Annotated in this window: 18 protein-coding genes; 13 read left to right on the top strand and 5 right to left on the bottom strand. The window is 71.2% G+C overall.

What is annotated here, in order from left to right:
• Positions 1-64 precede the first annotated feature (64 nt).
• The 8 genes from ACFO27_RS01885 (at position 65) to ACFO27_RS01850 (ending at position 6,914) form a co-directional block, all read left to right on the top strand.
• Positions 65-1,090: a LacI family DNA-binding transcriptional regulator gene (locus ACFO27_RS01885; protein ID WP_376815760.1), complete on the top strand. Its 1,026-nt coding sequence runs from the start codon at positions 65-67 to the stop codon at positions 1,088-1,090.
• A 103-nt stretch (positions 1,091-1,193) separates the two neighbouring features.
• Positions 1,194-1,868, top strand: coding sequence for an amino acid ABC transporter permease (locus tag ACFO27_RS01880; protein WP_376815759.1), 675 nt, complete (start codon positions 1,194-1,196; stop codon positions 1,866-1,868).
• Positions 1,865-2,518, top strand: coding sequence for an amino acid ABC transporter permease (locus tag ACFO27_RS01875; RefSeq protein ID WP_376815758.1), 654 nt, complete (start codon positions 1,865-1,867; stop codon positions 2,516-2,518). Before ACFO27_RS01880 ends, ACFO27_RS01875 begins: the two co-directional genes overlap by 4 nt.
• A gap of 84 nt (positions 2,519-2,602) precedes the next feature.
• Positions 2,603-3,412 (top strand): transporter substrate-binding domain-containing protein, encoded by an 810-nt coding sequence (locus ACFO27_RS01870; RefSeq protein ID WP_376815757.1) that lies wholly within the window; start codon positions 2,603-2,605, stop codon positions 3,410-3,412.
• A 20-nt stretch (positions 3,413-3,432) separates the two neighbouring features.
• Positions 3,433-4,203 carry an amino acid ABC transporter ATP-binding protein gene (locus tag ACFO27_RS01865; protein WP_376815756.1) on the top strand — a complete coding sequence of 257 codons (771 nt, stop codon included), beginning with the start codon at positions 3,433-3,435 and terminating at the stop codon, positions 4,201-4,203.
• Positions 4,204-4,214: 11 nt separating this feature from the next.
• Entirely contained in the window at positions 4,215-5,009 is a 795-nt protein-coding gene (locus ACFO27_RS01860; protein ID WP_376815755.1) for a sugar phosphate isomerase/epimerase family protein, read from the top strand.
• Complete coding sequence (locus tag ACFO27_RS01855; protein ID WP_376816378.1) at positions 5,002-5,946, top strand: sugar kinase; 945 nt, start codon at positions 5,002-5,004, stop codon at positions 5,944-5,946. Before ACFO27_RS01860 ends, ACFO27_RS01855 begins: the two co-directional genes overlap by 8 nt.
• Positions 5,946-6,914: a 2-hydroxyacid dehydrogenase gene (locus ACFO27_RS01850; protein ID WP_376815754.1), complete on the top strand. Its 969-nt coding sequence runs from the start codon at positions 5,946-5,948 to the stop codon at positions 6,912-6,914. The genes ACFO27_RS01855 and ACFO27_RS01850 overlap by 1 nt, the downstream gene beginning before the upstream one ends.
• A gap of 25 nt (positions 6,915-6,939) precedes the next feature.
• On the opposite strand, the gene eda is transcribed toward ACFO27_RS01850, so the two are convergent.
• Positions 6,940-7,566 (bottom strand): bifunctional 4-hydroxy-2-oxoglutarate aldolase/2-dehydro-3-deoxy-phosphogluconate aldolase, encoded by a 627-nt coding sequence (eda, locus tag ACFO27_RS01845; RefSeq protein ID WP_376816377.1) that lies wholly within the window; start codon positions 7,564-7,566, stop codon positions 6,940-6,942.
• A gap of 229 nt (positions 7,567-7,795) precedes the next feature.
• On the opposite strand from eda, the gene ACFO27_RS01840 reads away from it, so the two are divergent.
• Positions 7,796-8,524, top strand: coding sequence for an IspD/TarI family cytidylyltransferase (locus ACFO27_RS01840; RefSeq protein WP_376815753.1), 729 nt, complete (start codon positions 7,796-7,798; stop codon positions 8,522-8,524).
• Positions 8,525-8,551: 27 nt separating this feature from the next.
• Positions 8,552-9,043: a 2-C-methyl-D-erythritol 2,4-cyclodiphosphate synthase gene (ispF, locus tag ACFO27_RS01835; RefSeq protein WP_323025488.1), complete on the top strand. Its 492-nt coding sequence runs from the start codon at positions 8,552-8,554 to the stop codon at positions 9,041-9,043.
• Positions 9,044-9,047: 4 nt separating this feature from the next.
• Here ispF and ACFO27_RS01830 read toward each other — a convergent pair whose 3' ends face one another.
• From ACFO27_RS01830 to ompR, 3 genes are all read right to left on the bottom strand, one after another.
• Positions 9,048-9,596, bottom strand: a complete 549-nt coding sequence (locus ACFO27_RS01830; RefSeq protein ID WP_323025487.1) for a peroxiredoxin — start codon at positions 9,594-9,596, stop codon at positions 9,048-9,050.
• An 89-nt stretch (positions 9,597-9,685) separates the two neighbouring features.
• Positions 9,686-11,065 (bottom strand): ATP-binding protein, encoded by a 1,380-nt coding sequence (locus ACFO27_RS01825; RefSeq protein WP_376815752.1) that lies wholly within the window; start codon positions 11,063-11,065, stop codon positions 9,686-9,688.
• Between the two features lie 42 nt (positions 11,066-11,107).
• A complete protein-coding gene (ompR, locus tag ACFO27_RS01820; protein WP_043680797.1) occupies positions 11,108-11,842 on the bottom strand; it encodes an osmolarity response regulator transcription factor OmpR in 735 nt (244 codons plus the stop codon).
• Positions 11,843-11,969: 127 nt separating this feature from the next.
• Here ompR and tsaB point away from each other — a divergent pair, with 127 nt between their 5' ends.
• Positions 11,970-13,292, top strand: a complete 1,323-nt coding sequence (tsaB, locus tag ACFO27_RS01815) for a tRNA (adenosine(37)-N6)-threonylcarbamoyltransferase complex dimerization subunit type 1 TsaB (RefSeq protein WP_376815751.1) — start codon at positions 11,970-11,972, stop codon at positions 13,290-13,292.
• Positions 13,289-14,230, top strand: coding sequence for a uracil-DNA glycosylase (locus ACFO27_RS01810; protein ID WP_376815750.1), 942 nt, complete (start codon positions 13,289-13,291; stop codon positions 14,228-14,230). Before tsaB ends, ACFO27_RS01810 begins: the two co-directional genes overlap by 4 nt.
• A 53-nt stretch (positions 14,231-14,283) precedes the next feature.
• On the opposite strand, the gene lplT is transcribed toward ACFO27_RS01810, so the two are convergent.
• Positions 14,284-15,588: a lysophospholipid transporter LplT gene (gene lplT, locus ACFO27_RS01805; RefSeq protein ID WP_376815749.1), complete on the bottom strand. Its 1,305-nt coding sequence runs from the start codon at positions 15,586-15,588 to the stop codon at positions 14,284-14,286.
• A 181-nt stretch (positions 15,589-15,769) separates the two neighbouring features.
• Here lplT and smc point away from each other — a divergent pair, with 181 nt between their 5' ends.
• Positions 15,770-19,303 (top strand): chromosome segregation protein SMC, encoded by a 3,534-nt coding sequence (gene smc / locus ACFO27_RS01800; RefSeq protein WP_376815748.1) that lies wholly within the window; start codon positions 15,770-15,772, stop codon positions 19,301-19,303.
• Positions 19,304-19,311 lie beyond the last annotated feature (8 nt).

Here is a 19,311-nt window from a genome sequence, read left to right as displayed (position 1 = left end):
CGCATGCGCCGGGCCCAGCGCGCGAACCCGGCGGACCGAACCTTCCATCCGGACCTTTCCGCTCATGAGCAATCACCCGCCGCGCAGCACGATCGCCGACGTGGCCCGTCACGCCGGGGTTTCCAAGGCCACGGTGTCGCGGTTCCTCAACCACCGCGACACCCTGCTGTCGCCGGAAATCGCCCGGCGGGTCGAGGCCGCGGTCGAGGCCCTGTCCTACACGCCCAGCCCGATGGCCCGGGCGCTCAAGCGCGGCCGCTCGCGGCTGATCGGCCTGGTGGTGGCCGACATCACCAATCCTTATTCCGTCGCCGTGCTCAGCGGGGCCGAGCAGGCCTGCCGCCAGGCGGGCTACCTGATGATGCTGTTCAACCTGGGCAACGAACGCGAGCGCGAAAGCGTGGGCCTGCAGGTGCTGTCCACCTACCAGGTCGAGGGTTTCATCCTGAACACCATGGGCCTGGAGCAGGGCGCGGTGCTGACGCCGGCCTTGCGCGGCCGGCCGGTGGTGCTGGTCGATCGCCTGCATCAGGGCCTGGAGGTCGACTTCGTGTCGCTGGACAACGTCCAGGCCGTCGATGCCTGTCTCGACCACTTGATGGCGGCGGGCTATCGTGATTTCCTGTTCGTCAGCGAGCCGCTGGGCGCGGTCAGTTCCCGCATCGAGCGCATCCGCGCCTACGAGACGCGGCTGGCGGCCCTGGGGGCGCCGGCCACCGGCTGGTGGATCGAGGCGGGCGCCGGCGACCCGGCCGGCCTGGCGCGGGCCTTGCGGGATCTGCGCGCCGGCGCGCGCCGCCCGCCCGCCGTGATCGCGGGCAACGGGGTCGTGACCATGCGCATCGTGGCCGCCGTGGCGGAACTGGGCTGGCGCCTGGGGCCGGACATCGGCCTGATCGGCATCGACGACACGCCCTGGGCGCCGTACGTCGGGCCGGGCATCAGCGCGGTGGCCCAGCCGACCGACGCCCTGGGCAGCTTGGCGGCGCAGTGCCTGATCGAGCGCATCGGCGGGCTGGCCGTCCCCGCCCGCGCGATCCGCCTGCCCGGGACGCTGATGGCGCGGGGCTCGACGCGGCTGGATCCGTAGGCGGTCCGGCTCCGGGATTCCAGGGTTAGCACCGATTTTCAAAGCCCGCGTGCTTCAGTACAATGAAACCGGTTTCATCGATGCGGATTTCCCGGCGATCCCCATGAATTACACCTTCCAGTTCGGTCCGGTATTCCAGGCGTGGCCGCTGCTGCTGCACGGCACTTGGATGACGATCCAGCTCTCCGGCCTGGCGATGCTGTTCGGCCTGGCGGTGGCGGTGCTGTGCGCCTGGGGCAAGACGTCCGGGCCGGCGCCGCTGCGCGCGCTGATCCAGGTCTACATCGAGCTCATCCGCAACACGCCGTTCCTGGTGCAGCTGTTTTTCTTCTTCTTCGCCCTGCCGGCCGTCGGCGTGCGCTGGTCGCCCTACACGGCGGCGCTGGTGGCCATGACGGTCAACCTGGGCGCCTACGCCACGGAGATCGTGCGCGCCGGGATCGAATCCATTCCCCGCGGGCAGATCGAGGCCGGCCTGGCCCTGAACCTGACGCGGGTCGAGATCTTCCGCTTCGTCGTGCTGAAACCCGCGCTGCGCGCCATCTATCCGGCGCTCACCAGTCAGTTCATCCTGCTGATGCTGGCCTCCAGCGTGGTGTCGGTGATCTCGGCCGACGACCTGACCTCGGTGGCCGCCACCCTGCAGTCCGAAACCTTCCGCAGTTTCGAGATCTACATCGTCATCACGCTGATCTACCTGGCGCTGACGCTGTGCTTCTCCTACGCCTTCCGCCGGATCCACGACCGGTATCTCGGCTATCCGGACGGCCGCTCATGAGAACCTTCGGATCCTCCGATTTCTGGTACATCCTGCAGGCCGCCCAGTGGACGGTGCTGCTGTCGATCATCGCCTTCATCGGCGGCGGCCTGGTCGGGCTGGCGGTGGCCCTGGCGCGCACCGGCGCGAACCGCGCCGCGCGGGCGCTGGCCACGGGATTCATCAAGGTGTTCCAGGGAACGCCGCTGCTGCTGCAGCTGTTCCTGGTGTTCTTCGGCGCGCCGGTGATCGGCTTCGAGGTCGATCCCTGGACCGCCGCGGCCGTGGCGCTGACGCTGAACGCGGGCTCGTTCCTGGGCGAAATCTGGCGCGGCTGCATCGAGGCCGTTCCGCGCGGCCAGTGGGAAGCCGCCGCCGCCCTGGGGCTGAACTACCGCGACCGTCTGCGCGACGTGATCCTGCCGCAGGCGCTGAAGATCGCCGTGCCGCCCACGGTCGGCTACCTGGTCCAGGTCATCAAGGGCACGTCGCTGGCGGCCATCATCGGCTTCACCGAACTGACCCGCGCGGGGCAGATCGTGAACAACGCCACGTTCGAGCCCATGGTGGTGTTCTCCATCGTGGCGGCCCTGTATTTCCTGCTGTGCTGGCCGCTGTCGCTGCTGGCGGGGCGGATGGAACGGCGCCTGTCGCTGGCCCAGGCGCGCTGACAGGCGGACGGAAGATTCCGGGGCGCGTCCGGCCCCATTGCTGTGTCAACAGGCCCCAGGCCGACAACCTCACGGAGACGTATTATGTTCAAGAATCACACCTTGCGCGGCATGCTGGGGGGCACCCTGCTGGCCGCCTGCGCCACCCTGGCCGTCGGCCTGGCGCCCGCGGCCTCGGCCGAGACCATCGACCAGGTCAGGCAGAAGGGCGAGCTGACGGTCGGCATGCTGGTCGATTTCCCGCCCTACGGCATCATGAACACCCAGAACCAGCCCGACGGCTATGACGCCGACGTGGCCAAGCTCCTGGCCAAGGACCTGGGCGTGAAGGTGAAGATCGTGCCGGTCACCGGCCCCAACCGCATCCCCTACCTGCTGACCGACAAGGTCGACGTGCTGGTGGCCTCGCTGGCGATCACGCCGGAACGGGCCAAGCAGGTGCAGTTCTCGCATCCGTATTCCGCCGCGCAGATCGTGGTGTTCGGCGGCAAGGACCTGAAGATCTCCGGTCCGGAAGGCCTGTCGGGCAAGAAGATCGGGGTGGCGCGCGCCAGCACCCAGGACATCGCGGTCAGCAAGATCGCCCCGAAGGACGCCGACGTCCGCCGCTTCGACGACGACGCCTCGGCCATGCAGGCCCTGCTGTCGGGCCAGGTCGACGCGATCGGCTGCTCCACCACGGTGGCCGCCGGCATCGCCAAGCGCGCTCCGGACCGCTTCGACAACAAGTTCGTGCTGTTGCAGCAGGAAATGGCGGTGGCCATGCGCCCGGGCCAGCCGGAAACGCTCAAGGCCGTCAACGAGCTGATCGACCGCAACATCCAGAACGGCGAATTCAGCAAGCTCTACCAGAAGTGGCTGGGCACGCCGCTGCCCCAATTGAAGCAATCCTGATCGACTCCCGACCCGCCGCCATGACCGAGACCCCGACCCGCGATGCGCCCTCCGGCGCCCCGATCATCCAGATCGAGAAGCTCAACAAATGGTATGGGCAGTTCCATGCCTTGACCGACATCGACCTGACGGTGGCGGCGGGCGAGCGCATCGTGATCTGCGGGCCTTCGGGTTCGGGCAAGTCCACCCTGATCCGCTGCATCAACGGCCTGGAGGCCATCCGGGACGGGCGCATCGTGGTGGACGGCATCGCCCTGGGCGCCGACGGGCGCGGGGTCGATGCCGTGCGGCAGGAAGTCGGGATGGTGTTCCAGCAGTTCAACCTGTTCCCGCACATGACGGTGCTGCGCAACTGCATGCTGGCGCCGATGCGCTCGCGCGGGCTGAAGGCCGGCCAGGCCGAGGCCCTGGCGATGGAATACCTGTCGCGCGTGCGGATCGCCGAGCAGGCGCACAAGTACCCCAGCCAGCTCTCCGGGGGGCAGCAGCAGCGCGTGGCCATCGCCCGCGCCCTGTGCATGACCCCCAAGGTCATGCTGTTCGACGAGCCCACGTCCGCCCTGGATCCGGAAATGGTCAAGGAAGTCCTGGACACCATGATCGGCCTGGCCCGCGACGGCATGACCATGCTGTGCGTGACCCACGAGATGGGCTTCGCCCGCAGCGTGGCCGACCGGGTGATCTTCATGGCCGACGGCCGGATCATCGAGCAGGCGCCGCCGGACCAGTTCTTCGAGGCCCCGCGCCACGAGAAGACGCGCGGCTTCCTCGGCCAGATCCTGAATCACTGAGGATCCCGGCCATGCACGCATCCATTCCGGCGCGCGGCGCGCTGGTTTCCCTGACGGCGTTCGGCGCCGACGAAGTCCGGCGCCATGGCCAGGCCTGGTTCGCGCGCCTGGCGCGCGCGGCCGGCGCCGACGGCGTCGAGGTGCGCGGCGAGCTGCTGCGCGAGGATGCCGGGGGCGAGCTCGACGCGCTGGCGGCGCTGGCCGCCGAGGTGGGCCTGGCCCGCGTCTATTCCAGCCCGCGGGGCATGTGGGACGCGGCCGGCCGCCTCGACGAGGCGGCGGTCCGCGAAGGCCTGGACCGCGCGGCCCGGCTGGGCGCCGGCTGGCTGAAGATGTCGATCGGCGGCTTCGCGCCGCGCGCGCCGGCGGGCCTGGCCGCCCTGCGCACCCTGCTGGCCGGCCATCCGGTCGAACTGCTGGTGGAGAACGACCAGACGGAATCGGCGGGCACCGTGCCGGTCCTGGCGGCCTTCTTCCGCGCGGCCGACGACGCCGGGATGCCGCTGGGCATGACTTTCGACATGGGCAACTGGCACTGGGTGGGCGAATGCCCCCTGCGGGCGGCCGGCGCGTTCGCGTCCCGGGTCCGCTACGTGCATTGCAAGGGAGTGCTGCGGCGCCCCGACCGCTGGGTGGCCGTGCCGCTGGAATCGTCCGCCGCGCCCTGGCGCGCGGTGCTGCGGGCGCTGCCCGCCGCCCCCCGGGCCATCGAATATCCCTTGACCGGCGCGGATCTCGGCCGGGTCACCGGCCAGGCGCTGGACGCGCTGCGCCGACTGGAGCAATCTTCCAATGGCAATGAATGAACCGCTCGACGTCGTCACGCTGGGCGAGGCGATGGTGATGCTGGTGGCCGGGCGGCCCGGGCCGCTGGAACAGGTGGAAATTTTCCACAAGCGCACGGCCGGCGCCGAAACCAACGTGGCCATCGGCCTGGCCCGCCTGGGCCTGCGGGTCGGCTGGGGCAGCCGGCTGGGCCAGGATTCCCTGGGCCGCTACCTGCTCGACAGCCTGCGCGGCGAAGGCGTGGACTGCTCCCGCGTGATCCTGGCGCCGGGCGAGCGCACCGGCCTGCTGTTCAAGAGCCGGGTCACGGACGGCAGCGATCCCCTGGTCGAATACCACCGCGCCGGTTCGGCCGCCAGCCGCATGCGCCCGGATGACGTGGACCGGGACTGGCTGCTGTCCGCCCGCCACCTGCACGCCACCGGGGTGTTCGCGGCGGTGTCGGCCGACAGCTTCGAAGTCACGCGGCGGACCATGCGCCTGATGCGCGAGGCCGGCCGGACCGTGTCCTTCGACACCAACCTGCGCCCCACGCTGTGGCCCTCGACCCAGACCATGCGCGAGGGCGTCAACGAATTGGCCGCCCTGGCGGACTGGGTGCTCCCCGGCATCGAGGAAGGCCGCCTGCTGACCGGCGAGCGCGAACCCGCGGCCATCGCGCGTTTCTACCTGGATCGGGGCGCGCGGCTGGTGGTCGTCAAGCTCGGCCCCGACGGGGCGTATTACGATGACGGTGCGCGCAGCGGCCACGTGCCGGCCAGTCCGGTGGAGCGGGTCGTCGATACCGTGGGCGCGGGCGACGGCTTCGCCGTGGGGGTGATCAGCGGCCTGCTCGAAGGCCTGTCCCTGGAACGCGCCGTGGCGCGCGGGGCCTGGATCGGCGCCCGCGCGGTGCAGGTGCCGGGCGACACCGAGGGCCTGCCCACGCGGACCGTGCTGCGGCTGGCGGGGCTGTGATGACACGCCAAACCGTCCTCGTCTACCGTGATCTGCCCGAGCCGCAACTGGCGCGGATCCGTGCGGAGCACGAGGTCATCCAGGCCGATCCCCGGCGCGAGGACCAGCGCGAGGCGTTCTTCCAGGCGCTGGGCCGGGCCCGGGGCATGATCGGCTCCAGCTTCCGCCTGGACGCGGCGATGCTGGACCGGGCGCCGGCCTTGCGGGTGGTGTCCAGCATTTCGGTGGGCGTCGACGCCTATCCGCTGGCCGCGCTGCGCGAGCGCGGCATCGTGCTGTGCCACACTCCCGGCGTGCTGACGGAATCGGTGGCGGACCTGTTGTTCGGGATGGTGCTGGCCACCAGCCGCCGGCTGTGCGACATGGCGAACCTGGTGCGCGATGGACGGTGGGTGCGCAACGTCGGCCCCGAGGAATACGGCTGGGACGTGCACGGCAAGACCTTGGGCATCGTCGGCTACGGCCGCATCGGTCAGGCGCTGGCCCGACGGGCGGCCCTGGGTTTCGGCATGCCGGTGGTCTATCACGCCCGGCGCCCGGTCGACAGCGGCCTGCCGCCCGGCAAGGCGCGCGCCGCCGGGCTGGACGAGCTGCTGGAGACGGCCGATTTCGTGGTGCTGGTCCTGCCGCTGACCGAGGCCACGCGCGGCCTGATCGGGCCGGAAGCCTTCGCCCGCATGAAACCCGGCGCGATCCTGATCAACGGCGCGCGCGGCCCCATCGTCCAGGAACGCGCCCTGCTGGATGCGCTGGAGGGCGGGCGCTTGCGCGCGGCCGGGCTGGACGTGTTCGACGTCGAGCCGCTGCCGCCGGATTCGCCGCTGCGCGGCCATCCGCGCATCCTGGCGCTGCCTCACATCGGTTCGGCCACGCACGAGACGCGCACGGCCATGGCCGCCATGGCGGTCGACAATCTGCTGATGGTGTTGCGCGGCGAGGCCCCGCGCGCGGCGTATCCGCTCGCCTGACGGGTTCAGGCGAACGCGCGATCGGTCATCTTGCCGCGAGCGCGCAGGCCTCGCGGGCCAGCGCCGTGACGGCGTCCCATTGACGGGCATCGACGGCGGCGGCGGGCGTCAGCCAGGAGCCGCCGACGCAGCCGACGTTGGGCAGGGCCAGGTATCGGGCGGCGTTGCCCGCATGGATGCCCCCCGTGGGGCAGAAGATCAGGTCGGGCAAGGGGCCGTGCCAGGCCTTCAGCAGCGCCGCGCCCCCCACGGCCTCGGCCGGGAACAGCTTCTGCACCAGGAACCCCAGTTCGGCCGCGCGCATGGCTTCCGAAGCCGTGGAGACACCCGGCAGGAAAGGGATGCCCGAGGCGCGCGCGGCGAGGGCCAGGTCTTCGGTCAGGCCCGGGCTGACGCCGAAGCGGGCGCCGGCGTGCACGGCGGCGTCCAGCTGCTGCGGCGTGCGCACGGTGCCCACGCCGACCACGGCGTCGGGCACCCGGTCCCGGATGGCGGCGATCGCGTCCAGCGCGGCCGCCGAGCGCAGCGTGATTTCCAGCGTGCGGACGCCGCCCGCGACCAGCGCGCGGGCCAGCTCCACGGCCGTGTCCGGATCGCGGACCACGATGACCGGCATGACGGGGCTGAGTTCGAACAGTTCGAGAGCATTCATGGGCATGGGAGGCGGGGCGCCGAAACGGTGAATGTAGTCATTCTACATGTGAAAGGAAATGCCTTCGTAATTTTCATGATCATGATATTCCAGCTACTTTTCCGGCCGGACCGGATCCCGGGACCGCCGCGCGCCGTGGGCTAAAATCGCTCCTCATGAACGCATCCTTCCGCCCGCCCGCCGCGGCACGGCCCACGACCCCGCCCGGCATGGACGGGAGGCCTTCCCGATGAGCGGAACCCTGATCGCCCTGGTGCCGGCCGCTGGCGTCGGCGTGCGCGCCGGCGGCCCCGGCGGCCGGCCGAAGCAATACCGCGCCCTGGGCGGCGAGCCCATGCTGCGCCATGCCGTGCGCGCGCTGCTGGCCGATCCCCGCATCGCCCAGGTCCGGGTGGCGGTGGCGCCCGGCGACCCCTGGGCGGACGAGGCGCTCGCCGGCCTGCCGCGCACGGTCTGGCGCCCCTGCGGCGGTCCCACGCGGGCCGAGACCGTGCGCGCCGCCCTGCGGGACGCGGGGCTGGACGATACGGCCTGGGTGCTGGTGCACGACGCGGCCCGGCCGGGCCTGCCGACCGACGCCCTGGGGCGTCTGATCGACGCCTGCCTGTCGCTGGACCGGGGCGGGCTGCTGGCCCTGCCGGTGGCCGACACGGTCAAGCGGGCCGGGGACGCGCCCGGCGGCCCCGCCCGGGTGGCGCGGACCCTGCCGCGCGAGGGCCTGTGGCTGGCGCAGACGCCGCAGATGTTCCGCGCCGGGGAATTGCGGGCGGCGCTGGATGCGTGCGCCGGCGATCCCCGGGTGACCGACGAGGCCTCGGCGGTGGAACTGGCTTGCGCGCCGGACCGCGCCCCGCTGCTGGTGCGCGGCGCGCGGGCCAACGACAAGCTGACCTGGCCGGAAGATTTCGACTGGTTCGAGGACCGGCTCGCGGCGCGCCGCGAGCCGCGCGTCCGCTGAACGGCATCCCACTGGAGCACGCATCCCATGACGTCCCCCTTTCCTTTCCGCGTCGGCCAGGGCCACGACCTGCACGTCCTGGCCGAGGGCCGGCCGCTCATCATCGGCGGCGTGCGCATCCCCTACGAACGCGGCCTGGCCGGCCACTCGGACGCCGACGTGCTGCTGCACGCGGTGACCGACGCGGTGCTGGGAGCGGCGGGGCTGGGGGACATCGGCCGCCATTTCTCCGACCGCGATCCGCGCTGGGCCGGGGCCGACAGCCGCCTGTTCCTGCGCGAGGCCGCGCGCCTGGCCCGCGAGGCGGGCTGGGCCGTGGTCAACGTGGACGCCACGGTGCACGCCCAGGCGCCGAAGATCGCGCCGCACGCCCCGGCCATGGCCGCCTGCATCGCCGGCGACCTGGGGGTCGATCCGGCGATGGTCAACGTCAAGGCCAAGACCAACGAGGGCCTGGGCTACCTGGGACGGGGCGAGGGCATCGCGGCCAGCGCCGTGGCGCTGCTGGCCCAGGTCTAGGAGGCTACAGCGTGCCGCCCCCGATGGGGCGGTTGCAGGCGCACAGGCCGTCGGTCAGCAGCGCGTCCAGGACGCGCAGGGTTTCCTCGGGGCTGCGGCCGACGTTGAAATTGTTGACCGCCACGTGCTGGATGATGTTGTCCGGATCGACGATGAAGGTGGCCCGCAGGGCGACGCCTTCGGACTTGTCGCGGATGCCCAGCGGATCGACCAGCGCGCCCGCCGTGTCGCTGAACTGGTAGTGGTTGAGCTTGCCCAGTTCGGGACTGGCGCGCCGCCAGGCGAGCTTGACGTATTCGTTGTCGGTCGAACCGCCCATGAGGACCGCGCCGCGTTCCTCGAATTCGTCGGCCAGGGCGTTGAAGCCGACGATCTCGGTGGGGCAGACCTGGGTGAAGTCCTTGGGGTAGAAGTAGATCACCTTCCATTTGCCGGGGAAGGACGATTCCGTGATGTCCTCGAAGGCCGAGACGCCGTTTTCCTCGTGCTGGTTGAATCCGGGCTTGACGCCGGTGACGCGGAAGGCCTCGAGCTTGTCGCCTATGGTTTTCATCGGGGCTCCTGAGATGATGGACGGCCATCGCGGCCGCCACCCCATTCTACGCCATGGCCCCGCCCGCGCGGGGTCCGGGCGCCGCGCTCCTAGGCCTTTGCCTGGGCCTTGGCCTTGGGGATCTCGATGCGCGCCAGCAGGCCCTGGGGAGGATTGGGCGCCAGGGTGAACTTCCCGCCCACCTGGCCCAGCAGCCGTTCGACGATGGACAGGCCCAGGCCGGCGCCGCTGACTCCGGTGCGGGCGGATTCGCCGCGCGCGAAGGGCCGCAGCAGCCGCTGGATGTCGGTCTGGGGGATGCCGACGCCCTGGTCGCGGACCTCGATGGTCAGCTGGTTGCCGCTCTGGTAGGCGACCAGGCGGATGTGGGCGCGCCCGTCGCTGGCGCTGCGGCCGTAGCGGCGGGCGTTCTCGATCAGGTTGCTGACGATGCGCTTGAGGTCGTTGGCGCTGATCCGCGCCTGCAGGCCGGGCTGGATGGAGGCGTCCAGCTCGCCGCCCAGGGATTCGGTGTGGCTGCGCTCGCGTTCGAACAGGTCCTGCAGCACGCGGGACACGTCGATGCCGGCCTCGGGCACCTGGCCGGCCGGGCGCGCGTATTCCATCAGCTGGCCGATGCTGTGGTTGATCTGGGCCAGGTCCTCGTCGATGGCCTGGCGGGCCTCGTCGGTCATGTGGCTCATCTCGATTTCCAGGCGGATCCGCGCCAGGGGCGTGCGCAGGTCGTGGGAAATCCCCGCCAGCATGATTTCCCGGTCGGCCTCGTTCTGCCGCAGGTCGCGCGCCATGCGGTTGAAGGCGATGTTCATGTCGCGGATCTCGACCGGCCCCTTTTCGGGCAGGGGCGTGGGCGTTTCGCCGCGCGCGAGCTGCTGGGCGACCTTGGCCAGCTGGGCCAGGGGCTGGTTGATGAAGCGCACGCTGATGGCCGCCCCCAGCAGCGCCAGCATCAGGGACGCCGCCACCCAGCCCAGCCATTCGCGGCCGGTGGTCAGGCGCAGCTGGTCGCGGTCGAAGACCAGCCAGTACAGGTCGTCATTGATGTTGAAGCTGATCCAGATGCCGGGGACCTGGTTCACGGACCACATGATGGCCGTCTGGCTGCCCAGGCGGTTGCGGATCTCGCCGGACACGTTGGTCCAGTAGTCGGTGTGGGGCAGGGGCTCCAGCACGTCGGACCGGTCGCGTGGCTGGACGCGCAGGCTTTCCTGGGTGGCCAGGTCCAGCAGCAGGGAAGGGCGCACGGGCGGCGGCGCGTACACCAGGGCCGAGCGCGTGATGCTGACCGTGGTGGCGATCCGCTGCGCCAGCTGGGCGGCCCGGGGGCCTTCCTCGATGTTGAAGACGATCTGCAGCCACGCGCCCAGGCTGACCAGCATCAGGCAGGCGATCAGCAGGAAGGAACGGCTGAACAGCCCCAGCCGCAGCCGGGGACGGATGCCGTGCCGGAGCCGCCTCAGGAAAGTCATGGGATGATACGGGCGCGCGGCCCGTGGTCGGAAAAGGATGGCTTACTGGCCGCCGTCGGGCACGAAGACGTAGCCCAGGCCCCAGACCGTCTGGATGAAGACCGGCTTGGAGGGATTGGGTTCGATCAGCTTGCGCAGGCGCGAGATCTGGACGTCCAGGCTGCGGTCGAAGGCTTCGTATTCGCGGCCCCGGGCCAGTTCCATGAGCTTGTCGCGCGACAGCGGGACCTTGGGGTGGCGGGCGAAGACCTTGAGCACGGAGAATTCGCCGGTGGTGATGGGCACGGCCTCGCCGTTGCGCGTCAGGGTGCGCGTGGACAGGTTCAGCACGTAGGGGCCGAATTCCACGGATTCGTTTTCCTGGCTGGGGGCGCCGGGGTGTTCCTCCGTGCCGCGGCGGCGCAGGATGGCGTTGACGCGGGCCAGCAGTTCGCGCGGGTTGAAGGGCTTGGTGAGGTAGTCGTCGGCGCCCATTTCCAGGCCGACGATGCGGTCGATTTCCTCGGCCTTGGCGGTCAGCATGATGATGGGCGTGTTGTCGTGGCTGCCCCGCAGGCGGCGGCAGATGGACAGGCCGTCCTCTCCGGGCAGCATCAGATCCAGCACCAGGAGATCGAAGTGCTCCCGCTGCCAGAGCTTGGCCATTTCCTTGGCGTCCTCGGCGACGTAGACGTTGAAGCCCTGCTCGGACAGATAACGGCGCAGCAGATCGCGCAGCCTGGGATCGTCGTCGACGATGAGGATCTTGCGGGTGAGGGTCTGTGTTTGCGTGTTCATGCGGAAAATGTAACAGGGTCGGGAAAGGGGTTCCAGCGCTTATCACAACAAATTACACAATAAGCGTTTGGTCTTTGTTTCGGAAATAAGCGGCGCCCTTCGGCCTCTCCTTTAAAATGTCCGGGCAATGGACGATTTTCACATTCTCGCGTTTGAAACATCAAGCACTTTGTGCGGTGTCGCGCTGCTGTCCCGGGCGGACGGCCGGACACGGCTGCGCACGGCCCAGCATGACCAGGGCCGCGGCGCGCACGCCGAGCGCATCCTGCCCATGGCGCGGGACCTGCTGGACCAGGCCGGCCTGGCGCGGCGCGACCTGTCGGCGATCGCCTTCGGCCAGGGGCCGGGCGGGTTCACGGGGCTGCGCGTGGCCTGCGGGGTCGCCCAGGGGCTGGCCGTGGCGCTGGACATCCCCGTGCTGCCGGTGGATTCCCTGTGCGCCGTGGCGCTGCAGGGGGCCGGCGACGATCCGGCCGGGGTCCATGTGGTGCTGCAGGACGCGCGCATGAACGAGGTCTATGCCGCCGCCTACCGGGCGGGCGGCGCGGACTGGGCCACGCTGCAGGCGCCGGCCCTGCTGGCCCGCGCCGACGTGGCGGACTGGGCGGCCCGCGAATCGGCCGGCTGGGACATGCGGGCGGGGGGCGGCTGGACGGCGCATGGCGACGCGCTCGGCGTCTTTCCCGGCCTGGACCGCGAACTCGAGGCCCTGGGCGCGCGCCTCGCGCCCGCGGCGCCGGACGGCGCCCGCGCCCAGGCCGGCACCATCGCCCGCCTGGCGGAACAGGCCTGGCGGCAAGGGCGGGCGGTGGACGCCGCCCTGGCGTCGCCCGCCTACGTGCGCGACAAGGTCGCCTACACCACGGTCGAGCGCGCCGGCGGGCTGGGCGGCAATCCCCAGGTCGACGCGGCGACCCTGACCCTGCACGACATGACGGCCGCCGACGTCGACGAGGTCGCCGCCATCGAGGGCCGGGTGCAGTCCTTTCCCTGGACCCGCAAGAATTTCGCCGACGGCCTGGCCGCCGGCTATCGCGGCTGGGTGGTGCGCCGCATGGGGGCGATGCTCGGCTTCGCCCTGGTGATGGACGCGCCGGACATGGCGCATCTGCTGGTCATCGGGGTGCGCCCGGACGCCCAGCGCCAGGGCGTGGGCGCGCGGCTGCTGCGCCGTTGCGTCGACCACTGCCGGCAGGCCGGCCTGCCGGCCCTGACGCTCGAAGTCCGCCCCAGCAACGAGCGCGCCATCGCCTTCTATCACCGGTACGGCTTCGCCCAGGTCGGGTTGCGGCGGGGCTATTACCCGGCGTTCCAGGGCCGCGAGGACGCCTGGATCATGACATTGTCCCTGGCGGCGGACGCCGCTCAAGGAACCGCCGGGCCGTCCCCGGTTTCCTCGACTCCCGCGGGGAGAGGGCTGGGCATCGCCCGGCCCTGGGGGCGCTCATGATGCCGCGCGCCCTGCTGCGCCCGGGCCAGATCGCCTGGCTGGCCGAGATCGGGCTGGACACCCATTGGCTGGCGGCGCGTCCGGAGGCGGCGTCCGCGGCCCGGGCGTCCACTGCCGCCGCCTTGTCCGCCGCTCCGGCCGCCGATGTCTTGTCCGCGGTTTCGCCCGCTGCGGCCTTCCCGGCCGCCGAGGCCGCCACGGAGGCCCGTCCCGATGCCGGGGCGGGGTCCCGTGCTCCGTCGGCGCGGGCGCCGGCCCCGGGCCTGACGCGCGTCCGCGCCCCGGTCGGGCTCGTCGCCCCGTCGGCGCCGGTACCCGATGCCGCCGCGCCGGCGGATTGCCCGGACCTGGCCGCGCTGGACGCGGCGGTGTCGGCCTGCGGCCGGTGCGAGCGGCATGCCCAGCGCGTCCGGGCGGTGCCCGGGGCGGGCGAGGCGATCCGGCCGTACTACCTGGTCGTCGGTGAACAGCCCGGCATCGAGGACGACGCCAGCGGACGGCCGTTCCAGGGCGACCAGGGCCGCCTGCTGGCGGCCATGCTGGCGGCCGCGCGCCTGCCGCGCGGCGAATCGGCCTATCTGACCCACGTCGTGAAATGCCGCGCCGTCGGCGGCCGGGAACCGTCCCCCCGGGACATCGCGGCCTGCCAGCCCTGGCTGCGCCGCCAGATCGCCCTGCTGCGGCCGCACTGGATCCTGGCGCTGGGCCGGGTGGCCGCGCAGGCGGTGATCGGGGCGGACGGGGATCTGGACGAACTGCGCGGCGGCCCGCACCGGCACGTGCCCGACCAGGGCGAGCCGATTCCGGTCTGGGTCACGCACCAGCCCTCGTCGCTGCTGGTGCGCTCCGCCTGGAAGGCCGAGGCCTGGCGCGATCTGGCCGGCCTGGCCGCCGCCGTTCGCGAGACGGAAGCGGCCGCCCCCCGGGCCGAGGGCTGATCGAGTTTCTTCGGGACGGCGGCCGGGGCCTCTTCGGGGCCGGAGGCTTCGGATCAGTTCAGCGCCGTGCCGTGGCCCGTCTGGCCGATGAGCTGGCTCAGTTCGGGATGAGCGCGGTGGTTGAGCCGGTTCCAGTGGATGAAGACCAGCATCAGGCAGGCCACCAGGATGCCGAACAGGGCGATGATCAGGTTGATCGACAGGCCCAGCCACAGCATCAGGCTGTACATGGCCAGCATCAGCAGGATGTTCAACTGCTCGTTGAAGTTCTGCACGGCGATCGAATGGCCGGCCGACAGCAGCACGTGGCCGCGATGCTGCAGCAGGGCGTTCATGGGGACCACGAAGAAGCCCGACAGGCCGCCGATCAGCAGCAGCAGGCAGTACACCGTCCAGGTGGTGTAGACGGCCGGCATCAGCAGCACCACCAGGCCCATGGCCACGCCCACCGGCAGGACCGCCAGCGCGCGGCGCAGCGGCACCCGCCCGGCGCAGATCGCGCCGATCACGGTGCCGAAGGCCGCCACGCCCATCAGCACGGAGGCCTGGTCCAGGCGGTAGCCCAGGTGCTGGGCGCCCCATTCGATGACGATGAACTGCAGGGTCGCGCCCGCGCCCCAGAACAGGGTCGTGACCGCCAGCGAGATCTGGCCGAGCTTGTCGGACCACAGGATGCGGACGTAGCGGGTGAAGTTGCGGATCAGGGCCGCCGGGTGGGTCTGCTGGCGGGGGTAGAAGGCGTGGGTGTCGGGGATCAGCAGATTGCAGAGGGCGGCGGCGATGTAGACCAGGCCGATGATCAGGATGGCGCTCTGGGCGGCGTTGTCAGCCAGGCGGTCCACCCAGTCGAAGGCCATCAGCCAGGCCGAGACCGCCGGGCTGATGAGCAGCCCGCCCAGCACGGTGCCGACGATGACCGACAGCACGGTCAGGCCTTCGATCCAGCTGTTGCCCTTGACCAGCAGTTCGGGCGGCAGCATTTCGGTGACGATGCCGTACTTGGCCGGGGAATAGGCGGCGGCGCCGATGCCGACGACGGTGTAGGCCACGAAGATCAGGACCAGCTGGTGCTCATGGCCGAGCCCGAACGCGCCGTAGCTGAACATCAGCAGGCAGCCGCAGGTCTTGAGCGCGTTGGTGGCGAACATGACCCGGCCCTTGGGGAAGGCGTCGGCGAAGGCGCCGACGAAGGCCGCCAGCACCACGTAGGCCAGGGCGAACCACCACTTCATCATGGGGGCCATCCAGTCCGGGCCGCTGAGATCGGCGATCAGCCCGATCGCGGCGATGAGCAGGGCGTTGTCCGCGACGGACGAGAGCGCCTGCGCGGCCATGACCATGTAAAAGCCCTTGTTCAATCGCGGACCCCGAAGTGGTTGACGAAGGGGGCGGCTGCCGCGAGGCGCGCCCGTAAAAAAGAGTTGCAGTATAGCGGGTTGCCGCCTGGGCGCCCGCGCCGCGCACGGGCCGTCGCCCGGAGCCGGTGCGTTATCATACGCTGTCATCCACGCACCTCGATTTTCCTTCAGCCCGAGCACCGTGCGCCTCACGCAGATCAAACTTGCCGGATTCAAGTCCTTCGTGGATCCGACCGTGATTCCCACGCCCAGCGAGCTGGTCGGCGTGGTGGGTCCCAACGGCTGCGGCAAATCCAACATCATCGACGCCGTGCGCTGGGTGCTGGGCGAGACCAAGGCGTCCGAATTGCGCGGATCCTCGATGCAGGACGTGATCTTCAACGGCTCGGGCCAGCGCAAGCCGGCGGCGCGCGCCTCGGTCGAACTGGTGTTCGACAACAGCCAGGGCCGGGCGGCGGGCCAGTGGTCCGCCTTCGCGGAAATCGCCGTGCGCCGGGTGCTCACCCGCGACGGCGCCAGCAGTTACTTCATCAACAACCAGCCGGTGCGCCGCCGCGACATCCACGACATCTTCCTGGGGACCGGCCTGGGCGCGCGCGGCTACGCCATCATCGGCCAGGGGATGATCAACCGCCTGATCGAGGCCCGCCCCGAGGAACTGCGCGTCTATCTCGAAGAGGCGGCCGGCGTGTCGCGCTACAAGGAACGCCGCCGCGAAACCGAGAACCGCCTGGGCGACACGCGCGAAAACCTGACTCGCCTGGAAGACATCCTGCGCGAACTCGCCGGCCAGCTCGAAAAGCTGGAATCCCAGGCCCGGGTGGCGGCCGACTACCGGGCGCTGCAGGCCGAAGGCGAACTCAAGCAGCACGCCCTGTGGCTGCTGCGCGAGCAGGCCGCGCGCGAAAGCCGCCAATCCCTGGCCGTGGAAACCGAACGGGCCCAGGCCGAACTGGAATCGGCCGTGGCCGGGCTGCGCGCCCTGGAATCGGACCTGGAAGCCCGCCGCGGCGCGCACTTCGAGGCCAGCGAGCGGGTCCACCAGACGCAGGGCCGACTGTTCGAGGCCGGCGCCCAGGTCAGCCGCCTGGAAGCCGAAATCCGCCACGTGGTCGATTCGCGCAACCGGCTGCAGGTCCGGCGCGCGCAATTGCAGGCCCAGCAGCAGGAATGGGGCGACCAGCGCGCCCACAGCCAGGCCTCGATCGAGGACACCCAGGCGCGGATCGAGGAAGCCGAGGCCCGCGCGGAACAGCTGTCCGAGCAGGCGCGCAGCGCCCAGGACGGCCTGCCGGAACTCGACGCGCGGCTGCGCGACCTGGCGGCCCAAAGGGACGAATGGCGGCGCGCCCTGGCGCGCACCGAACAGGACCTGGCGCTGGCCGCGCAGTCCCAGCGGGACGCCGACGGCCAGTGGCGCGCCCTGGAGGACCGCCGCGCGCGCCTCGAGGACGAGCGTGCCGCTCTGGGCGCGCCGGATCCGGCCGAGCTGCAGCGCTGGGCGGGGGAATGCGCGGTCGCCGAGGAACGCCTGGAAGAAGCCCAGGCGCGCCTGCTGGAACTCGAATCCCGCCTGCCGGACCTGGAAGCCGCCCGGGCCGAGGCGCTGCAGGCCAGCCAGGCGGCCCGGCTGGATCTCGAAAGGCTCGACGCCCGCCGCCAGGCCCTGATCGCATTGCAGGAAAAGATCCAGTCCGAGGATGCGCTGGAACCCTGGCTGCGGCGCCAGGAACTGGGCGGCCTGCCCCGCCTGTGGCAGCAGCTGCGGGTCGACGCGGGCTGGGAAACCGCCCTGGAGGCCGTGCTGCACGAACGCATGAACGCCCTGGGCCTGCGCACGCTGGATCACGTGCGCGCCTTCGCCCAGGACGCCCCGCCCGCGCGGCTGGCCTTCTACCAGGTGCCCGGCGACGCCGGGCCGCCTTCGGCGGCGGGGCCGGACGCGCCGCGCCTGCTGGATTTCGTGCATGCGCGCGAACCCGCCCTGCGGCCGCTGCTGGCCGTGTGGCTGCGCGACGCGTGGGTGGCCGACGACCTGGGCGCCGCCCTCGCGCGGCGCGGCGAGCTGCCGCCGGGCGGGGTCTGGGTGCTGCGCGATGGCCATCGGGTCGATGCCTGTGGCGTGCGCTTCTACGCGGCCGACTCGGAACAGGCCGGCCAGCTGGCGCGCCGCCAGCAGATCGACAACCTAGCCCTGGAAATCCGCGCGGCGCAACTGATCGCCGACCAGGCCCTGGACGCCCACGCCCAGGCCGACGCCGCCTGCCGCAATCTGAGCCAGGCGCTCCAGCCCGCGCGCCAGCAGATCGCCGAGCGCATGCGGGCGCAGCACGACGCGCAGATCCGCCACCAGCAGCTCAGCCAGCAGGCGGCGCGGTCCGACGAGCAGGCCCGCCGCCTGGCCCGCGACCTGGAGGAACTGGCCGGGCAGCAGGCTGCGCTGGACGCCCGGCGGGCCGAGGCCGAAGCTCGCTTCGAATCGCTGGACCAGGTCCTGGCCGAACAGCAGGAACGCCTGGCGGAGCTGGACCTGCAGGCCGAGGACCTGTCCAGCCAGGCCGAGCAGGCCCGCCAGCGGGGCCGCGACCAGGAACGCGCCGCCCAGGAGGCCGAATACGCCGTGCGCACCCTGCGCCACCGGCTGGACGAACTGCGCCGCACCCTGCAATTGGCCGAGGACCAGGCCCGCCGTTCGGGGGCCGAGCTCGAATCCCTGCAGGGCGAGCTCTTCGAACTGGACGAATCCATGGCCCAGGCCGGCCTGCAGGACGCGCTGGAATCCCGCGCCGCGTGCGAAGAGGCCCTGCGCGAGGCGCGGCTGGAGCAGGACCGGGCGGCGGCCGCCCTGCGCGAGGCCGACGAGGGCCGGCTGACGCTGGAACGCGGCCTGGATCCCCTGCGGGCGCGCATCACCGAACTGCAACTGAAGGAACAGGCCTCGCGCCTGTCGGTCGAGCAGTTCGCCGAGCAGCTCGACGCCCGCCAGGTGGATCGCGACGCCCTGCGCCGCCACCTGGACGAGCAGCCGCCCCAGTGGCGGCGCCTGGACTGGCTGCAGTCCGAGGTCCAGCGCATCACGCGGAACATCGAATCGCTGGGCGCCGTGAACCTGGCGGCGCTGGACGAACTGACGGCCGCGCGGGAACGCAAGAACTTCCTGGACGCCCAGCACGCCGACCTGCTGGCGGCCATCGACACCCTGGAAAACGCGATCCGCCGCATCGACCGCGAGACCCGCGAACTGCTGTCGCAGACCTTCGAGACGGTCAACGGCCATTTCGGCGAGCTGTTCCCGCGCCTGTTCGGCGGCGGCGAGGCCCGCCTGACCATGACCGGCGAGGAGATCCTGGACGCCGGCGTGCAGGTCATGGCCCAGCCGCCGGGCAAGCGCAACAGCACCATCCACCTGCTGTCGGGCGGCGAGAAGGCCCTGACGGCGACGGCCCTGGTGTTCGCCTTGTTCAAGCTCAATCCGGCGCCGTTCTGCCTGCTCGACGAGGTCGACGCGCCGCTGGACGACGCCAATACCGAACGGTACGCGAACCTGGTGCGCGGCATGAGCGACCAGACGCAGTTCCTGTTCATTTCACACAACAAAATCGCCATGCAGATGGCCCGGCAACTGATCGGGGTGACCATGCAGGAACAGGGCGTGTCGCGGATCGTGGCCGTGGACATGGACTCGGCCCTGCAATGGGCGGCCGAGGCGGCCTGATCCGGATG

This window comes from Castellaniella denitrificans, assembly GCF_042653765.1.
GTDB lineage: Bacteria > Pseudomonadota > Gammaproteobacteria > Burkholderiales > Burkholderiaceae_B > Castellaniella > Castellaniella denitrificans.
The sequence above is the reverse complement of the archived record's forward strand: the minus strand, read 5'-3'. Positions and strand labels throughout refer to the sequence as shown.